The organism is Saccharothrix hoggarensis (genome assembly GCF_042678885.1).
Lineage (GTDB): Bacteria > Actinomycetota > Actinomycetes > Mycobacteriales > Pseudonocardiaceae > Actinosynnema > Actinosynnema hoggarensis.
On the sequence record NZ_JBHTLK010000057.1, the window covers coordinates 1 to 16,276 of the forward strand.

Below are 16,276 nucleotides of genomic sequence, written 5' to 3' on the forward strand. Positions count from 1 at the left end.
GGCACCGCACCCGCGCCCCCGTCCGCCCCGGCGGCGGCCGCACCGGCTCCCGCGACCGCCCAGCCCCGCGCACCCCGGCCCACCCGATCCGGTCCCGAGGTGTCGTTCGACCTCCCGCCCGGCACACCACTGGACGGGCCGCAGGTCGCACGCCTCGACACGCTCGCCACCGCCCTCGCCGAGGCGAAGGTGACCCGTGACCGGCTCGGCTACCGGCCTCCGGCGGTCGAGGTGTCGGGGGCGAGCGCCCAGGTCGTGGCGCACGCCCTGGCCACCCGCCTCGGCCCCGCCTTCGACGTCCGGATCAGCCCGGACGGCCGGCCCGGCGCGGACGTCCGCGTCGACTGGGACCTCCGGCGCCCGGACGGCTGGACCGCACCGCGATCCGCACCGCAAGCCCCAACCCCGACGACGACCACGGTGATCACCTCACCCGCCCCGCAGGCGCCGCACCCCGTGCTGGCCAACCCGCACTGGCGGCACAGCCCGGCCCTCACCGCGCCCTGGTTCGCACCGCAGCGCCAAGCGTCTACAAAGGACATCCGCGACGTCAGGGCGGGCGTCCCGATCACCAGCCGGGTGCGCGGCGAGGACGGCGGCGTCCTCGACAGCTCCACGATCGGCCCCGACGGCGTGCGCCTCAACGCCTGGCGCGGCCCGATCGCGTACGACACCAGGACGTTCGACGTGAACGGCACCCCGGTGCGCGACTTCACCGTCTCGCTCTACCTCGACCCCGGCAACGCCACCCCGGACCAGCTCCGGGCCCTCCGGGAACGGGCACGCGCGGGCGTCGAGGAGCTGTTCAACCGCAACGGGAACCGGCTGCCCAGCGGCGAGCAGTTCCATGTCACCGTCGAGTTCACCACCGACCCCGCCGCCGCCCACGGCACGATCGCGATCGCGCCGCCGAACGGCCGGGCCGACCAGCTGACCTGGCCGGTGGACACCGACGCGCGCCGGTTGGCGCACGAGGTCGGGCACTTCCTCGGCCTGCACGACGAGTACTTCGAGACGAACACCGTCAAGCCGATCTTCCAGCACCAGCAGGGCAAGGGCCGGGTCATGGCGGACCACGGCCCGATGACCGCCGGCATCGACGCGCGGGACGTCGCGCTCAAGCCGCGCAACCTGTGGCTGATCGAGAACCGCCTGCGCGCGTTGGAGTCCTTCGCCCCCGACCCGCAGGGCTTCACCCGCTCGCCGGACGCCGTGCCGCCGTACAGCCCGGGACCGTCCGACCCCCGGACCGACCACGACCCGGTCAACGACATCAACGACCTCGACGACATCGACGACATCGACGACCTCTACCGCCTGTACGGCGGCAGCGACACGGACTCCGTGGCCGACCTCTACGGCCTGTACGGCGACACCGACACCGACTCCGTGGCCGACCTCTACGAGCTGTACGAGGACGGCCCGGACGCGGACGCGCTGTCGGCGCACGTCGACGCGGACGTGGCGTCGCTGCTCAGCCTCGACGAGTCGGCGTCGGTCGGCACCGCCCACCCGGTCGTCACCACCGACTACGTCGTGGAGACCGACGGCGTCGTGCCGCCGTTCACCCGGCACGACCGGCAGCCGACGTTCCAGCGGACGGGCGGCTTCCCGGCGATCGTCCCGCAGATCGTCCGCCAACCGGTGGCGAAGCCGGCGCTGGCGTTCTCCTCGGACGGCACGGTGGCGGTGCCGCTCGGCGACCGCGACGGCCACTTCAAGGAGTTCTACGCGACCCCGGAGGTGCTGGCGGACGCCAGGGCGCGCCTGAAGGAGGCCGGCAGCAAGCTGGACCTCGTCGCGGTGCCGGCCAACCGGGTCCACTTCGGACAGGGCGACGCGACGACCCGGCTGGTGATGGTGCGGCCGACGTTCGCCGGGTCGCCTCCGGGGGTGTGCAGCGAGTTCTCGCGGGACATCATCGGCGGCTCGCACAGCCAGGCCGTGCTGCGACCGGCCGACCCGGACGGCGTGCCGGCGCTGGGCCGGACCGGTGACGGCGGCCCGCTGGAGCTGCTCGGCCTCCACGGTCTCGCGATGGCGCTGGCCGTCGCCGCGCACGACCCGCACGCGACCGTCGACCCCGCGGCCGTCGTCACGGCGATCAGCGACCGCCCCGGCACCACCCCGATGGTGGGACCGGCGTACGGCTCGGCGCTCCAGCCCGGCACGCCCGCCCGCGCCCGCCTGGACGAGGCCGCGCGCCGGCTCGGCGTCAACCAGTACGCCTGGGCGAAGCCCGGCGAGGCTTACGTGATCCAGTCCATCGCCTCGCCCGGCACGGGACCGGACGGCAGGCCGGAGCCGAACTTCGGCCTCAACCACGCCCGGCCGACCGCCGACGGCCGCGGCACGCAGCTGGGCCGGGTCTGGGGCTACCACTTCGGTTCGGTCGCGGTGAACAGCGCGGACGACCGGAGCCAGATCACGATCGAGACGGTCCGCCAGGGCGGCGCCCGCCAGCAGCTCCTCAGCAGGCTGGTCGAGGTGAACCTGCGGGCGCACGGCCCGGACCTCGACCGCATCAACGCCGCGCTGGCGTCCGACCCGGACGCCGACCCGGTGCGCCGGAAGCTGGCCGAGTCGCTGGTGGCGATCCGCGACAACCGCGCGATCCTCGCCGACCCCGCCACGGACCCGGAGACCGCGCGGGTCGTCGAGCGGTACCCGCTGCACAACGCGCTGGCCGCCGCGCGCCAGGCGATCTCCGGCATCGTCGGCAACGACGCCCTGCCGCAGCCGGGCCAGATGTGGTTCGTCAACCAGTACAGCAAGGCCGAGGGCCAGACGTTCTTCGACAAGTGGGGCCACGTCGACGACCCGCACGTCGAGATGCAGCTCGCGAACCCGTTGGTCGCGGTGACCCTGGGCCACACCGGGCAGGCCACCGCCTCCGTCGACCTCGCCGAGGGCAAGAACCTCGACCCGGACGAGGTCGCCCGGGGCTCGCAAGCCCTGCCGGACGGTGTGCGGAGCATGTTGACCGGTGTCGCGAACAGCACGGTCGAGGTGGCGCTGTGGCGGTTCCGCAACGGCCTGCCGCTGCCCGAGCTCCACGTCGTCGGCTACGGCAACTCGCACCTGCACGCCACCCGCACGGGTCAGCAGCGCGCGGACGTGGCGGCGGCGTGGGTCCGGGCCGAGGTGGCCCGGCGGCTGGCGGAGGTCCAGCGTGGACTGCCGCCGAACGAGCCGCGGCTCACCAGCCACCAGATCCCGGTGGTGCCGATCTCGCGCGGACGGGAGGTGCCGCCGGGCGCGAAGGACCCCGAAGCGGACCGCCGGATCGTGCGGGCGGACCTGGTGCTGCGTGACCGGGACCGCACAGCCCAGGACCGGCAACGGTGAGGTGAACCGATCCAGTTCACCCGGAGGCGGGAGCCGGTGTCTCGTCGCTCACAGACGGGTCGGGCCGTTGGGTCGGGTGCGCCGCGCGGGACTAGCATCCGAGGGTCAAGGTCCGAGTACGCACGTACCGGAGACCAGTCCACCACTGACGCTGGAGGCCGTTGCGCATGGCCGGCACCACCGCACCCGAGCGGGCGGGCACCTCTAAGGGGGGCGGAACGCTCTACCGCGGCGACCTGGGCATGTGGTCCTGGGTCGCGCACCGCATCACCGGGGTGCTGACGTTCTTCTTCCTGTTCGCGCACGTCCTCGACACCGCGCTGGTGCGCGTGTCGCCGGACGCGTACGACAAGGTCATCGAGACCTACAAGAACCCGATCGTCAACCTCTTCGAGGTCGGCCTCGTCGGTGCGGTCCTCTACCACGCGCTCAACGGCATCCGCGTGATGCTGGTCGACTTCTGGGAGAAGGGCGCCCGCTACCAGAAGCAGATGCTCTGGGCGGTCCTCGGCGTCTGGGTCCTGGTCATGGTGCCCGGCACCTACTTCATGATGGTCCGCACGGTTACCGACCTGCTCGGTGGGGGTCACTGATCATGAGCGAGCTGATCCTCGACAAGCCGCGCTCCCCGCGCCGCCCGGCCGCCCGCCGCAGCAACTTCGAGCTGTACAGCTGGCTGTTCATGCGGATCTCGGGCGTCGCGCTGGTGGTGCTCGTGCTCGGGCACCTGTTCATCATGAACATCCTCGACGGCGGCGTGCACCGCATCAACTTCGGCTTCGTCGCCGGCCGCTGGGCCTCGCCGTTCTGGCAGATGTGGGACCTGGCCATGTTGTGGCTCGCCCAGATCCACGGCGGCAACGGCCTGCGCACCGTCATCAACGACTACGCCCGCAAGGACGCGACCCGGTTCTGGCTCAAGGTGCTGCTCTACGTCTCGATGGTGCTGATCATCGCCCTCGGCACGTACGTGATCTTCACCTTCGACCCGAACATCACCGACTGACCCGCCGCGGGGAGTACCTGAGCCATGCAGTTCCACAAGTACGACGTTGTCATCATCGGCGCGGGTGGCGCCGGGATGCGCGCGGCGATCGAGTCCGGCCAGCGGGCCCGCACGGCCGTGCTCACGAAGCTCTACCCGACGAGGTCCCACACGGGCGCCGCGCAGGGCGGCATGTGCGCCGCGCTGGCGAACGTGGAGGAGGACAACTGGGAGTGGCACACCTTCGACACGATCAAGGGCGGTGACTACCTGGTCGACCAGGACGCCGCCGAGATCATGGCGAAGGAGGCCATCGACGCGGTCCTCGACCTGGAGAAGATGGGCCTGCCGTTCAACCGCACGCCCGAGGGCAAGATCGACCAGCGGCGGTTCGGCGGCCACACCCGCAACCACGGCGAGGCCGCCGTGCGCCGGGCCTGCTACGCGGCCGACCGCACCGGCCACATGATCCTCCAGACGCTGTACCAGAACTGCGTCAAGCACGGCATCGAGTTCTTCAACGAGTTCTACGTCCTCGACATCTGCCTCACCGAGACGGCCGACGGCCCGGTGTGCACGGGCGCGGTGGCGTACGAGCTCGCGACCGGCGAGATCCACGTCTTCCAGGCCAAGTCCGTGGTGTTCGCCACCGGCGGCTTCGGCAAGGTCTTCAAGACCACGTCCAACGCGCATACGCTGACCGGCGACGGCATGGGCATCGTGTTCCGCAAGGGCCTGCCGCTGGAGGACATGGAGTTCTACCAGTTCCACCCGACCGGTCTCGCGGGCCTGGGCATCCTGCTCACCGAGGGCGCCCGCGGCGAGGGCGCGATCCTGCGCAACGGCTCGGGCGAGCGGTTCATGGAGCGGTACGCGCCGACCATCAAGGACCTCGCGCCGCGCGACATCGTCGCCCGCTCGATGGCGCTGGAGGTGCTGGAAGGCCGCGGCGCCGGTCCGAACAAGGACTACGTGCTGCTGGACTGCACGCACCTGGGCGCCGAGGTGCTGGAGACGAAGCTTCCGGACATCACCGAGTTCGCCCGCACGTACCTCGCGGTCGACCCGGTGAAGGAGCCGGTGCCGGTCTACCCGACCGCGCACTACGCGATGGGCGGCATCCCCACGAACGTGCACGGCGAGGTGCTGCGGGACAACGACAGCGTCGTGCCGGGCCTCTACGCCGCCGGCGAGTGCGCGTGCGTGTCCGTCCACGGCGCGAACCGCCTCGGCACGAACTCGTTGCTGGACATCAACGTGTTCGGCCGCCGCGCGGGCATCGCCGCCGCGGAGTACGCGTTGTCCCACGACCACGTCGAGCTGCCGGAGAACCCCGCCGCGCAGGTCGAGGCGCAGGTCGCGCTGGTGCTGTCGGAGCACGGCGAGGAGCGCGTGGCGGACATCCGCACCGAGCTCCAGGCCACGATGGACGCCAACGCTTCGGTGTACCGCACCGAGGACACGCTCAAGACGGCACTGCACGACGTGCAGGCGTTGAAGGAGCGGTACCAGCGGATCACCGTGCAGGACAAGGGGAAGCGGTTCAACACCGACCTCCTGGAAGCGGTCGAGCTGGGTTTCCTCCTGGAACTGGCCGAGGTTCTCGTCGTCGGCGCGCTGGCGCGCAAGGAGTCCCGCGGCGGCCACGCCCGCGAGGACTACCCGAACCGCGACGACACGAACTTCATGCGCCACAGCATGTACTACAAGCAGGGCGACGGCTTGCTGGCCGACATCCGGCTCGACTACAAGCCCGTGACGTTCACCCGGTACCAGCCGATGGAGCGCAAGTACTGATGACCGCTACCGCTGAAGTGTCCACCGGCTCGCGCGGGAACCAGCCCCCCGTGCCGGACGGCGCCATCACCGTCACCCTGAAGGTCCGCCGGTTCAACCCGGAGGTCGACGACGAGCCGCGCTGGGACTCGTTCGAGATCCCGGCGCTCCCGTCGGACCGCGTGCTGAACCTGCTGCACTACGTGAAGTGGTACCTGGACGGCACGCTGACGTTCCGCCGGTCCTGCGCGCACGGCATCTGCGGCTCGGACGCGATGCGCATCAACGGCGTGAACCGGCTCGCGTGCAAGGTGCTGCTGAAGGACCTGCTGGCCGCCAAGGGCAAGCCGACGACGATCACCGTCGAGCCCATCAAGGGCCTGCCGGTCCACAAGGACCTGCTGGTCGACATGGAGCCGTTCTTCGAGGCGTTCAAGGCGGTCAAGCCGTACCTCATCACGTACGGCAATGAGCCGACGCGCGAGCGGGTGCAGTCCATCGCCGACCGCGAGCGCTTCGACGACACCACCAAGTGCATCCTGTGCGCGGCCTGCACCACGTCGTGCCCGGTGTACTGGACCGAGGGCTCCTACTTCGGGCCCGCGGCGATCGTCAACGCGCACCGGTTCATCTTCGACAGCCGTGACGAGGGCGCCGAGGAGCGGCTGGACATCCTGAACGACATCGACGGCGTGTGGCGCTGCCGGACGACGTTCAACTGCACCGACGCGTGCCCGCGTGGCATCCAGGTCACGAAGGCCATCCAGGAGGTCAAGCGCGCCCTCCTGTTCAAGCGCGTCTGACCCCACCGCACGCCGAGGGCCCCTGAGCTGCTGCTCAGGGGCCCTCGGCGCGTCTGCGGGCGGTTCGACCGCCTAGGGCGCCTGCTGACGTGCGCGGGCGGCACGGGCGGCCTTGGCGCGGCGGTTGCGCAGGTACATGACGAACGCGAGCACCAGGCCCAGCGCGGCCACGGCCGTGATCGGGCCGCCGACGTTGCCGAACGCGGTCTGCATGGCCGACGGTTGGCTGCCGTCCGGCGACGAGTTGGCCACCTCGCCCACGCCCGCGCTGGTCGGCGTCGGCCGGGCCTCGGTGGTCTTCTTCTTCACCTGGGGCGCGCCCTCGACCAGCCGGCCGACGGGGTTCGCGGACGCGGCGGGCTCCAGTTCGAACCCGTAGTCGAGCAGGCGGGCCGCCTGGTCCGTCATCCGCACGGGCTGCTGCTGCCCGCGCAGCAGCACCACGACGAGCTTCTTGCCGTTGCGCTGCGCCGCGCCGACGTAGGTGTGCTGGGCGTCGTCGGTGAACCCGGACTTGCCGCCCAGCGCGCCCTGGTACGTGGTGAGCAGGCGGTTGTCGTTGACGATCGGCACGGTCCCGGCGCCGCTCGCGGCCGGGAAGTCCATCCGCTGGGTCGTCACGGCCTTGACGAAGTCCGGGTACTTCAGCGCCTCGCGGAAGATCAGCGCCACGTCGTAGGCCGACGTGGACGTGCCCGGCGCGTCCAGCCCGGACGGCGTCACGGCCCGCGTGTCCAGCGCGCCCAGCTCGGCCGCCAGGGCGTTCATCTTCCGGATCGCGGACGGCACCCCGCCCAGCCTGCGGGCCAGGGCGTGCGCCACGTCGTTGCCGGACGCCATCACCAACGCCTGGAGCAGCTGCTCCACGGTGTACTGGCCGCCGTTGCGCAGGCCGACGCAGCTGCACTCCTGGGCGAGGTCCTCGGGCGTGGCGACGACGGTCGCGTCGGGCGGCAGCTCCTTGGCCACCACCATCGCCAGCAGGACCTTGATGACCGACGCGGGGCGCTGCCTGCCGTGCGGGTTGAGCGCCGCGAGCACGGCGCCGCTGTCGGCGTCGGCCAGCAGCCAGCTCTGCGCCGTGATGCCGTCGGGAAGAGGCTGCGCGTTCGGCGGCAGCACGAGGCCGCACTCGCCGAGCCGCTGGCCGCCCACGGGGCTCTCGGGCACTTCGAGCGGACGTGGTGGCTGCTCGCCTGGCGGCACCTGTTCGGACGTGTCGACCGGCGGTGGCGGTGACACCTCGTTCTCGCAAGCCGGCTGGGCCGCGACGGCCGGAGCGGCGGCGGTCACCGCGCTCACCGCGGTGGCCATCAGCGCGCAGGCAGCCAGGACCAGGGCAACGGGCCGTCGGAACGCGGAGGAACGCACCCGCCCAGGCTATCCACCCCGGATGAGTGACCTGCACCCGCCACGTCGGATACTGCTCCGGTGAAGCTCTCCCGCGGCATGTCCGTCTTCCTGCTTGCCTTCGGGGTGTGGTCCTGGGTCATCTGGCCGACCTTCCTGCGCAACATCTGGAAGGACCCCCGCTCGTGGGACAGCGGCCCGACCACGTTCTTCACCGTGCACCTGCTGCTCGTTGTCGCGTCGCTCACATTCGGCACGGTCATCGGCGTGTTGGGTGTGCGCGGCCTGCGCGCCACCCGAAACACCCAGAGCTAGTAACCACCACACTGGAGGCTCCGCCGTGGAGTTCGTGCGCCTACTGCTGGTGTTCCTGCACCTGCTCGGCATGGGCATGCTCGTCGCGATGTTCTTCGTCCAGCGCCGGGTCGGCGCGGACGGCCCGCTCAACAAGGGCTGGCTGCACGGCAGCGCGCTGCAGCTGCTCACGGGCGTGGCGCTGGTCGGCCTGGCCCCGCTGACCGACCAGGACTACAGCCACGCCAAGATCGGCGTGAAGCTGCTGGTCCTGGTGGCCATCGCGGCCCTGGTCGCGGTGAACCTGAACAAGCCGAGGCCCGCCACGTGGCTCACCCCGACCCTCGCGGGCCTGGTCGTCCTCAACGTCGGCATCGCCGTGTTCTGGAGCTGAACCGGCCGCCCGGCCGAAGCCGTCGGGCGTTCGACGTCCGCCCGGCCGAGCCGTCGGCCGTCGGCGCCCGCGCCGTCAGCGCCGCCGGAACAACGCGCCCAGCAGCAACCCCGCGCCGACCAGCCCGGCGGCGGCGCGGGGGCTGGGCCCGGACCGCACCTCCACCACGGGCCGGATCACGGCGGGGGCCGGGGCCGGCGGCGGTTCCTTGACCAGGTTCTCCCGCGCGGTGGCCGTCCACGCCGTGATGAACAGCAGGTACTGGGCCACCAGGTTCGCGAACACCAGCACACCGATGATCGGGCCGAACGCCGCGCCCGCCGGCGACGACGTGACGCTGGACAGGTAGATCGTCCCGACCTGCTTCAGCAGCTCGAACCCGATCGCGGCCGCCGCCGCGCCCTTGACCGCGCTGCGCCACCCCACCGGGCGTCGCGGCAGCTTGGCCAGCACCCACAGGAACACCAGCCAGTTCGCGACGAGGGCCAGCACGATCGTGCCGATCTTCAACATCAGCTCGGCCCACCACACGCCGTCCAGCCCGACCCACCGCAGCACCAGCTCGGCGAACCCCGCGCCGATCGCGGTCAGGCCGAACGACACGACCAGCGCCACACCCAGGCTGACCAGCGCCACGAGGTCCTTCAGGGCCGTCTTCAGGAACGGCAGGTCGGCCTTGGCGTGCCCCCACTGCGCGGTCAGCGCGTCACGCAGGTTGCTCATCCAGCCGAGCCCGGAGTAGGCGGCGGTCAGCAGGCCGAGCACGCCGACCGTGCCCTTGGACTCGATCGCCTGGTCGACCACCTCGTTGATGGTGTTGCCGAGCGTGCCCGGCACCGCCTCGGTGATGCCGGTCTTCAGCTCGTCCATCAGCTGGGGCTGCGAGGACAGCACGAAACCGGCGACGGCGAACCCGATCATCAGCATGGGCACGAGCGACAGCACGCTGAAGTACGTCACCGCCGCCGCGTAGTGCGCCCCGTACTGCTGGGAGTAGCGCTCGTTCGCGCGGAACAAGTGGTCGAGCCACGGACGCCGCTTGCGCAGCCGGTCGAGCTTCGACTCGGACTTGGCCGCTGCCTCTTCCGCCACACGGGAACGCTAGACCGCGCGGTGATCACTCGCCAGTCGGGAGGAAGCCGATCCGGTCGTAGGCCCGCGCCAGCGTCTTCGAGGCCACGGCACGCGCCCGTTCCGCGCCCCGCGCCAGCACCTTGTCCAGCTCGGCGGTGTCGGCCAGGTACTCGGCGACCTTGGCCCGCACCGGCGTCACGAACTCCGTGAACACCTCGCCCAGGTCCTTCTTCAGGTCCCCGTAGCCCTTGCCCTCGTAGTCCGCGACCAGCGACTCGACCGACCGGCCCGTCAGCGCGGAGTAGATCACCAGCAGGTTGCTCACGCCGGCCTTCGCGGCCGGGTCGTACACGATCTCGCGGCCGGTGTCGGTGACGGCGGAGCGGATCTTCTTGGCGGACTTCTTCGGGTCCTCCAGCAGCTCCACCACGCCCGCGGGCACGGACTTCGACATCTTCGACGTCGGGTCCTGCAGGTCGTAGATCTTCGCGGTGTCCTTGACGATGTGCGGCTCGGGCAGCCGGAACGTCTTGCCGTAGCGGGTGTTGAACCGCTGCGCGAGGTCGCGGGTCAGCTCGAGGTGCTGGCGCTGGTCCTCGCCCACCGGCACGTGGTGCGCCTGGTACAGCAGGATGTCGGCGGCCTGCAGGATCGGGTAGGTGAACAGGCCGACGCCGACCTGCGCCTCCTGCCGCGCGGACTTGTCCTTGAACTGGGTCATCCGGCTGGCCTCGCCGAAGCCCGTGAGGCACTGCATGACCCACGCGAGCTGGGTGTGCTCGGGCACGTGCGACTGCACGAACAGCGTGGCGCGGTCCGGGTCGATGCCGAGCGCGAGGAGCTGCGCGGCGGACACGCGGGTGTTCTGCCGCAGCACCTTGGGGTCCTGCTCGACGGTGATCGCGTGCAGGTCGACGACGCAGTAGAACGCCTCGTGCGTGTCCTGCAACGCCACCCACTGGCGGAGCGCGCCGAGGTAGTTGCCGAGGTGGAAGGAGCCCGCGGTCGGCTGGATGCCGGACAGCACGCGCGGGCGGGACGCCGGGGCCGCGTTCCCGGCGGACGTGCCGGCGGCGTTCTCGGCGGTGCTCCCGGCGGGGATCTGAGCGGGGCTCTCGGCAGGGTTCTCGGCGACCACGGGAGGATTCTCCCAGGCCGATCAGACGCCGCTGGTGGCGGGCTGGACCTCGGCCCGCTCGGCCGCCGCGCGCACCACCGCGGCCTTGCGCCGGCGCACCAGGCCGGCCACCAGGCCGACCACGCCGAGCGCCACGGCGGCGATGCCCACCGGCGCTTCGAGCGAGACGGGAGCCGCCACCACCGCGCTGCCGGCCACCGCGGCCGAACCGTCGGCCCCGTGGGCGACACCGTCGACGACCAGGGATGACGCCGCGCCCAGGACCACGCCCAGGACCGCACCGCGACCGCGCACTGCCCAGCCTCCTCACCAACACCGTGCCACCCGCGGGGGTGAACCTTGTTGACGGACGGCCGCGAACCTACCGAAGCTGTTGGGCTGTGGTGTTCGGTTCGGGTAAACCCGCGGCCGGCCGCAGACTATCCACGGCCCGGTCCGCCGGTGAGCGCGGGGCCTACCCCACCACGTCGACTCGGCCGTACGTCGTAGTGCGCTGCCGCGCGGGCCGCCCGGCCAGCGCCGCCGTGGCCCGCAGCTGGTCGGCGGTGCGCGCGGAGCCGTGCTCGGAGCCCGCCATGCGGCTGATGGTCTCCTCCATCAGCGTCCCGCCCAGGTCGTTGGCGCCGCCGCGCAGCACCTCGGCGGTGCCCTCGTCGCCGAGCTTGACCCACGAGCACTGGATGTTGTCGACCCGCCCGTGCAGGGCGAGCCGCGCGAACGCGTGCACGGCGCGGTTGTCGCGGCGCGTCGGGCCGGGACGGGCCACGCCCGCCAGGTAGATCGGCGCGTTGCGGTGCACGAACGGGAGGCCGACGAACTCGGTGAGCCCGCCCGTGCGGTCCTGCAGGGCCGCCAGCGCCCGGAAGTGCCCGAGCCAGTGGCCGGGGTGGTCGACGTGGCCGTACATCATCGTGGACGACGACCGGATGCCCACCTCGTGCGCGGTGGCGACCACGTCCAGCCAGGTCGCGGCGGGCAGCTTGCCCTTGGTCAGCACCCAGCGGACGTCGTCGTCGAGGATCTCGGCGGCGGTGCCGGGGATGGTGTCCAGCCCCGCGTCGCGCAGCTCGGTCAGCCACTCCCGCACGCTCACGCCCGCCTTGGCCGCCGCGCTGACGACCTCCATCGGGCTGAACGCGTGGACGTGCATGCCGGGCACCCTGGCCTTGATCGCGCGGACCACGTCGGCGTAGTAGGTGACCGGGAGCTTCGGGTCGATGCCGCCCTGCATGCAGACCTCGGTGGCGCCCGCGTCCCACGCCTCCTGCGCGCGGTCGGCGACCTCGGCCACGGACAGCCGGAACGCGTCCACGTCCCGCTCCCGCTGGGCGAACGCGCAGAACCGGCAGCCCACGTAGCAGACGTTGGAGAAGTTGATGTTGCGGTTGACGACGTAGGTGACGTCGTCGCCCACCACCTCGGCGCGCAGCTCGTCGGCGAGCCTGGTCATGGTCTCCAGCGCCGCGCCGTCCGCGGTGAGCAGCGCCAGGGCCGCGTCGGAGTCCTCCAGCAGCCTGGCCGGGTCGGACTCGGCCAGCCTGAGCGCGCGGGCCGCCTCCTCGGGCAGCCGCTCGGCGGCGTTGGCCGCGTTGGCGGCCTTCGGCACGGTCAGGGACGCCCAGTCGCCGTAGACGCTGTCGAAGTCGCCCCGGCGGTCCTCGGTGCGGCCCTCGGTGTCGATGGCGGTGTGCAGGTCGGCGCGGCCGTAGGTGTCGAGGCCGCCGTCCGGCTCCTGCCACTCGCGGCCGACGACGGGCGCGTCCGGGTCGGCCAGGCCGTCCTCGCGGGCCAGCGCGGCGACGTGCCCGGTGAGCCGGGTGTCGATCCACTGCCCGGCGGGCGCGGTCACGTACCGCGGGTAGACGGCGAGGCGTTCCCGCAGGTCGAAGCCCGCCTCGCGGGTGCGCTCGGCGAGCGCGTCGACCTGCGGCCACGGACGTTCGGGGTTGACGTGGTCCGGCGTCACCGGTGACACGCCGCCCCAGTCGTCGATGCCCGCGCGCAGCATCAGCCCGAACTCGCCGCCCACCAGGTTCGGCGGCGCCTGCACGCTCGTGGACGACGGCATGACGAGCCGCGCCACGGCGATCGTGGCGGCCAGCTCGCGCAGGTCGGCGTCCGGCATGCCGCGCATCGCGGTGTCCGGCTTGGCCCGGAAGTTCTGGATGATCACTTCCTGGATGTGCCCGTACTGGCGCGCGATGCCGCGCATGGCCAGCAGCGACTCGGCGCGCTCGGTGACCGTCTCGCCGATGCCGATCAGGATGCCGGTCGTGAACGGCACGTTGACCCGGCCGGCGTCGGTGAGGACCCGCAGCCGGACCGCGGGCTCCTTGTCCGGGCTGCCGTAGTGCGGCCCGCCCTTCTCCGACCACAGCCGCTCGGCCGTCGTCTCCAGCATCATGCCCATGCTCGCCGCGACCGGGCGCAGCCGCTGCAGGTCCTCCCAGCTCAGCACACCGGGGTTGAGGTGCGGCAGGAGGCCCGTCTCCTCCAGCACGGCGATCGCGCTGGCCCGGACGTAGTCGAGCGTCGACGAGTAGCCGCGCGCCTCCAGCCACTCCCGGGCCTGCGGCCACCGCTCCTCGGGCCGGTCGCCCAGCGTGAACAGGGCTTCCTTGCAGCCCTGGGCGGCCGCGCGGCGGGCGATGTCCAGCACCTCGTCGCGCTCCAGGAACGCGGCGGGCAGCTTGTGCGGGACCGTCGCGAACGTGCAGTAGTGGCAGCGGTCCCGGCACAGGCGGGTCAACGGGATGAACGCGTTGCGGCTGTAGGTGACGACGCCCGGCCGCCCCTCCGCGAGCAGGTGGGCGTCACGCACCCGGCCGGCGGCGTCCAGCAGCGCGTCGAGGTCGTCACCGCGGGCGTGCAGCAGCACCGCGGCCTCGGTGACGTCCAGCACCGCGCCGTCGGCGGCACGGCGCAACGCGCGTCGCATCGCCGACGGGGTCGGCGTCGGTTCCGGCGGGGTGATCGAGATGTCCACGGCCACGACAACGACCTTAGGTGCGGAAAATTCCTGATCACGTCCGGAGTGATGTGCGGCACGGCGCGTCGTCGCGGTCCCACCCGGCGTGTCGCCGCCCCTGAGCCCCGCGCCTGGACCGCCCCGCCCTCCGCGCACGGACCGTCCCGCCCTCGCGACCGGACCGCCGTCCCTTCCCTCCCTGCCGCCCTGTCGCGTCATCCCGTCATGGGCCTCGCGTCATCGGGTCATCGAACCGGCGACCTCCCAGCGATGACCAGTTCGGTGTTGCGGTCGGTCGGGGCGCCCACCGCGTTCGCGCCGGCGTGCGGGTCGTTGAACGCGAACTCGCGGGCCAGCGAGGCGAGGCCGCGCGGCGAGAAGTCGTCGTAGTCCGCCTGGTAGGGCGCGTCACCCTCGACCAGGGTGGTGAACAGGGACAACGTGCCGTCGCCGTTGTCGACGAGCTCGATGATCCGGGCGTGCTGCGGGTGGTCGACGTGCGCCGCCGTGTTGATCTCCCAGAACGCCCGGTCGCCCGTGCCGTGCGGGACGATCCGGTTCTCGTGGGTGTGGCCGTTGACCCACGCCACCACGTTCGGGAAGCGGCCGAGGAGCGCGACGAGCGCGTCGCCGTCCAGCCGGGGGTCGAGCGGGCGGCGGCGGTCCGGCAGGACGTTGCCCATCGTCCAGCTGCTGTGGTGGCTGAACAGGATGAACAGCTCGTCGGTGACGTCCTGGCGGCGCGGGAAGCCGAAGGCGTCGTAGTAGCGGGAGCTGCCGCGCTTGAGCGTCTGCTCCAGCCACCGGTACTGGTGCAGGCCGATCGAGCCGTCGGCGAAGCCCGCGGTGGTCGTGGTGTCGAGGCTGACGCCGGTGACGCCGGGCGCGATGCGGAACGTGTAGAAGACGTCGACGCCGTCGGCGTTGTCCGGGGTGAAGCCGTGGCCGTGCGGTCCGGGGCCGGTGTGGCGCGGGTCGAGGTGGGCCTGGACGAACGCGGCGGTCGTGAACGGCCGGCGGCGGGCGTCGGGCGTGACGGCGCGGACCAGCCCCCCGCCGCTCGCGAGGACGGCCAGGGCGTCCGGGAGGGCCGCCGGGTCGCGCAGGGCGCGGGCGACGCGGGCGGCGCCGTCGGCCGCGAACCCCATGATCTTGTGGCTCGCCGTGTAGAGGCCGTCGACCAGCGGGATGCCGTCGGGCAGGGAGCCGACCACGCTGTCGTCGTGGTTGCCGAACGTGCAGTACCACGGCACGCGCAGGCCGGGGCTCTCGAACGGGCGGATCGCCGCGTCCAGCAGGCCGGGCACCTGCGGGAAGCCGACGGCCTTGTAGTCGTCGACGAGTGTCGAGTGCGGGTTCCAGTAGGCCTTGGCGCCCGAGTCCTGCACGCCCTCGTAGCCGCTCGGGTCGCCGGTGTTGGCGGTGATCCGGCCGCCGTTGAGGACGGTGAGGAACCAGTCCAGCTCCACCAGCTCGTGGTTGTCGGTGTTGTCGCCGGTGGTCATCATGAAGTCGATCGGACGGCCGGTGAACGGCCCGGCGCCGACCTCGTTGATCTTGCGGACGAGCGCGCTGGACGTGTGCTGGGCCAGCGTCTCGTGCGGCCGGAACGCCCCGGCGCCCATGACGGGGTGCGTGTACTCGAACCGCGCGGGGCTCTGCGTGTCGACCATGTGCATGTCGGTGAACTGCACGAAGCAGGCCAGGGGCGTCCGCCGGTCGGCCCGTCCCGCGCCCGGCGGCGCGAGGTCGGCCCGCACCACGACCGGCCACCCGGGCCCGGCCTGGAGCCTTCGGTACCCCGAACCCCCGGCGGCCGCGGCGGCGACGTCGAGCGTCGTGCCGGTGGTCGCCGCCCAAGCGGGCCCGCCCCACACCAACACCGCCCCGGCCGCACCCGTCGCCTGGAAGAACCGCCGCCGGCTGATCCCACCCATGGACCGCTCCCCACGTCTCGGATGGTGAAAACTTCTCACGATCCGGGGAGCGCGTCACGAACTCGCGGTGAAGTGGGGCCGAACGAGCGAAGTCGATCGTCGGGTGGATCGGTTCCGTTGCCGCACAACACTTCCGGCCACCGACAGCGCCACGCAGTCGAGGCAACGTCGTGTCGCCGCCAACCGGGATCCCCGCCACCGCTCGCGGG

The 16,276-nt window shown here is 72.1% G+C and carries 13 protein-coding genes; 7 read left to right on the plus strand and 6 right to left on the minus strand.

Features of this window, described 5'->3' with window-relative positions; all coding sequences use genetic code 11:
* The first annotated feature begins 99 nt into the window (after positions 1-99).
* From ACFQ3T_RS13675 to ACFQ3T_RS13695, 5 genes are all read left to right on the plus strand, one after another.
* Positions 100-3,348 (plus strand): hypothetical protein, encoded by a 3,249-nt coding sequence (locus ACFQ3T_RS13675; RefSeq protein ID WP_380723610.1) that lies wholly within the window; start codon positions 100-102, stop codon positions 3,346-3,348.
* Between the two features lie 167 nt (positions 3,349-3,515).
* Complete coding sequence (gene sdhC, locus ACFQ3T_RS13680) at positions 3,516-3,941, plus strand: succinate dehydrogenase, cytochrome b556 subunit (RefSeq protein ID WP_380723611.1); 426 nt, start codon at positions 3,516-3,518, stop codon at positions 3,939-3,941.
* A 2-nt stretch (positions 3,942-3,943) separates the two neighbouring features.
* On the plus strand, positions 3,944-4,354 hold the full coding sequence (locus ACFQ3T_RS13685) for a succinate dehydrogenase hydrophobic membrane anchor subunit (RefSeq protein ID WP_380723612.1): 411 nt from the start codon (positions 3,944-3,946) through the stop codon (positions 4,352-4,354).
* 24 nt (positions 4,355-4,378) lie between these two features.
* A complete protein-coding gene (gene sdhA, locus ACFQ3T_RS13690) occupies positions 4,379-6,130 on the plus strand; it encodes a succinate dehydrogenase flavoprotein subunit (protein ID WP_380723613.1) in 1,752 nt (583 codons plus the stop codon).
* Entirely contained in the window at positions 6,130-6,912 is a 783-nt protein-coding gene (locus ACFQ3T_RS13695; RefSeq protein WP_380723614.1) for a succinate dehydrogenase iron-sulfur subunit, read from the plus strand. Before sdhA ends, ACFQ3T_RS13695 begins: the two co-directional genes overlap by 1 nt.
* Before the next feature lie 72 nt (positions 6,913-6,984).
* Here ACFQ3T_RS13695 and ACFQ3T_RS13700 read toward each other — a convergent pair whose 3' ends face one another.
* The gene (locus ACFQ3T_RS13700; protein WP_380723615.1) at positions 6,985-8,283 is read right to left on the minus strand and encodes a D-alanyl-D-alanine carboxypeptidase family protein; all 1,299 of its coding nucleotides are present in this window, start codon (positions 8,281-8,283) and stop codon (positions 6,985-6,987) included.
* Between the two features lie 60 nt (positions 8,284-8,343).
* Here ACFQ3T_RS13700 and ACFQ3T_RS13705 point away from each other — a divergent pair, with 60 nt between their 5' ends.
* A complete protein-coding gene (locus ACFQ3T_RS13705; RefSeq protein WP_380723616.1) occupies positions 8,344-8,577 on the plus strand; it encodes an SCO4848 family membrane protein in 234 nt (77 codons plus the stop codon).
* A 25-nt stretch (positions 8,578-8,602) separates the two neighbouring features.
* The gene (locus tag ACFQ3T_RS13710) at positions 8,603-8,950 is read left to right on the plus strand and encodes a hypothetical protein (RefSeq protein WP_380723617.1); all 348 of its coding nucleotides are present in this window, start codon (positions 8,603-8,605) and stop codon (positions 8,948-8,950) included.
* Between the two features lie 75 nt (positions 8,951-9,025).
* On the opposite strand, the gene yhjD is transcribed toward ACFQ3T_RS13710, so the two are convergent.
* From yhjD to ACFQ3T_RS13735, 5 genes are all read right to left on the minus strand, one after another.
* Positions 9,026-10,042, minus strand: coding sequence for an inner membrane protein YhjD (yhjD, locus tag ACFQ3T_RS13715; RefSeq protein ID WP_380723618.1), 1,017 nt, complete (start codon positions 10,040-10,042; stop codon positions 9,026-9,028).
* A 25-nt stretch (positions 10,043-10,067) separates the two neighbouring features.
* Positions 10,068-11,051 (minus strand): tryptophan--tRNA ligase, encoded by a 984-nt coding sequence (gene trpS / locus ACFQ3T_RS13720; protein WP_380723646.1) that lies wholly within the window; start codon positions 11,049-11,051, stop codon positions 10,068-10,070.
* Between the two features lie 132 nt (positions 11,052-11,183).
* Complete coding sequence (locus tag ACFQ3T_RS13725) at positions 11,184-11,456, minus strand: hypothetical protein (RefSeq protein WP_380723619.1); 273 nt, start codon at positions 11,454-11,456, stop codon at positions 11,184-11,186.
* A 160-nt stretch (positions 11,457-11,616) separates the two neighbouring features.
* Positions 11,617-14,154 carry a bifunctional FO biosynthesis protein CofGH gene (locus ACFQ3T_RS13730; protein ID WP_380723620.1) on the minus strand — a complete coding sequence of 846 codons (2,538 nt, stop codon included), beginning with the start codon at positions 14,152-14,154 and terminating at the stop codon, positions 11,617-11,619.
* Positions 14,155-14,375: 221 nt separating this feature from the next.
* Positions 14,376-16,067, minus strand: coding sequence for a TIGR03767 family metallophosphoesterase (locus ACFQ3T_RS13735; RefSeq protein WP_380723621.1), 1,692 nt, complete (start codon positions 16,065-16,067; stop codon positions 14,376-14,378).
* Positions 16,068-16,276: the final 209 nt, after the last annotated feature.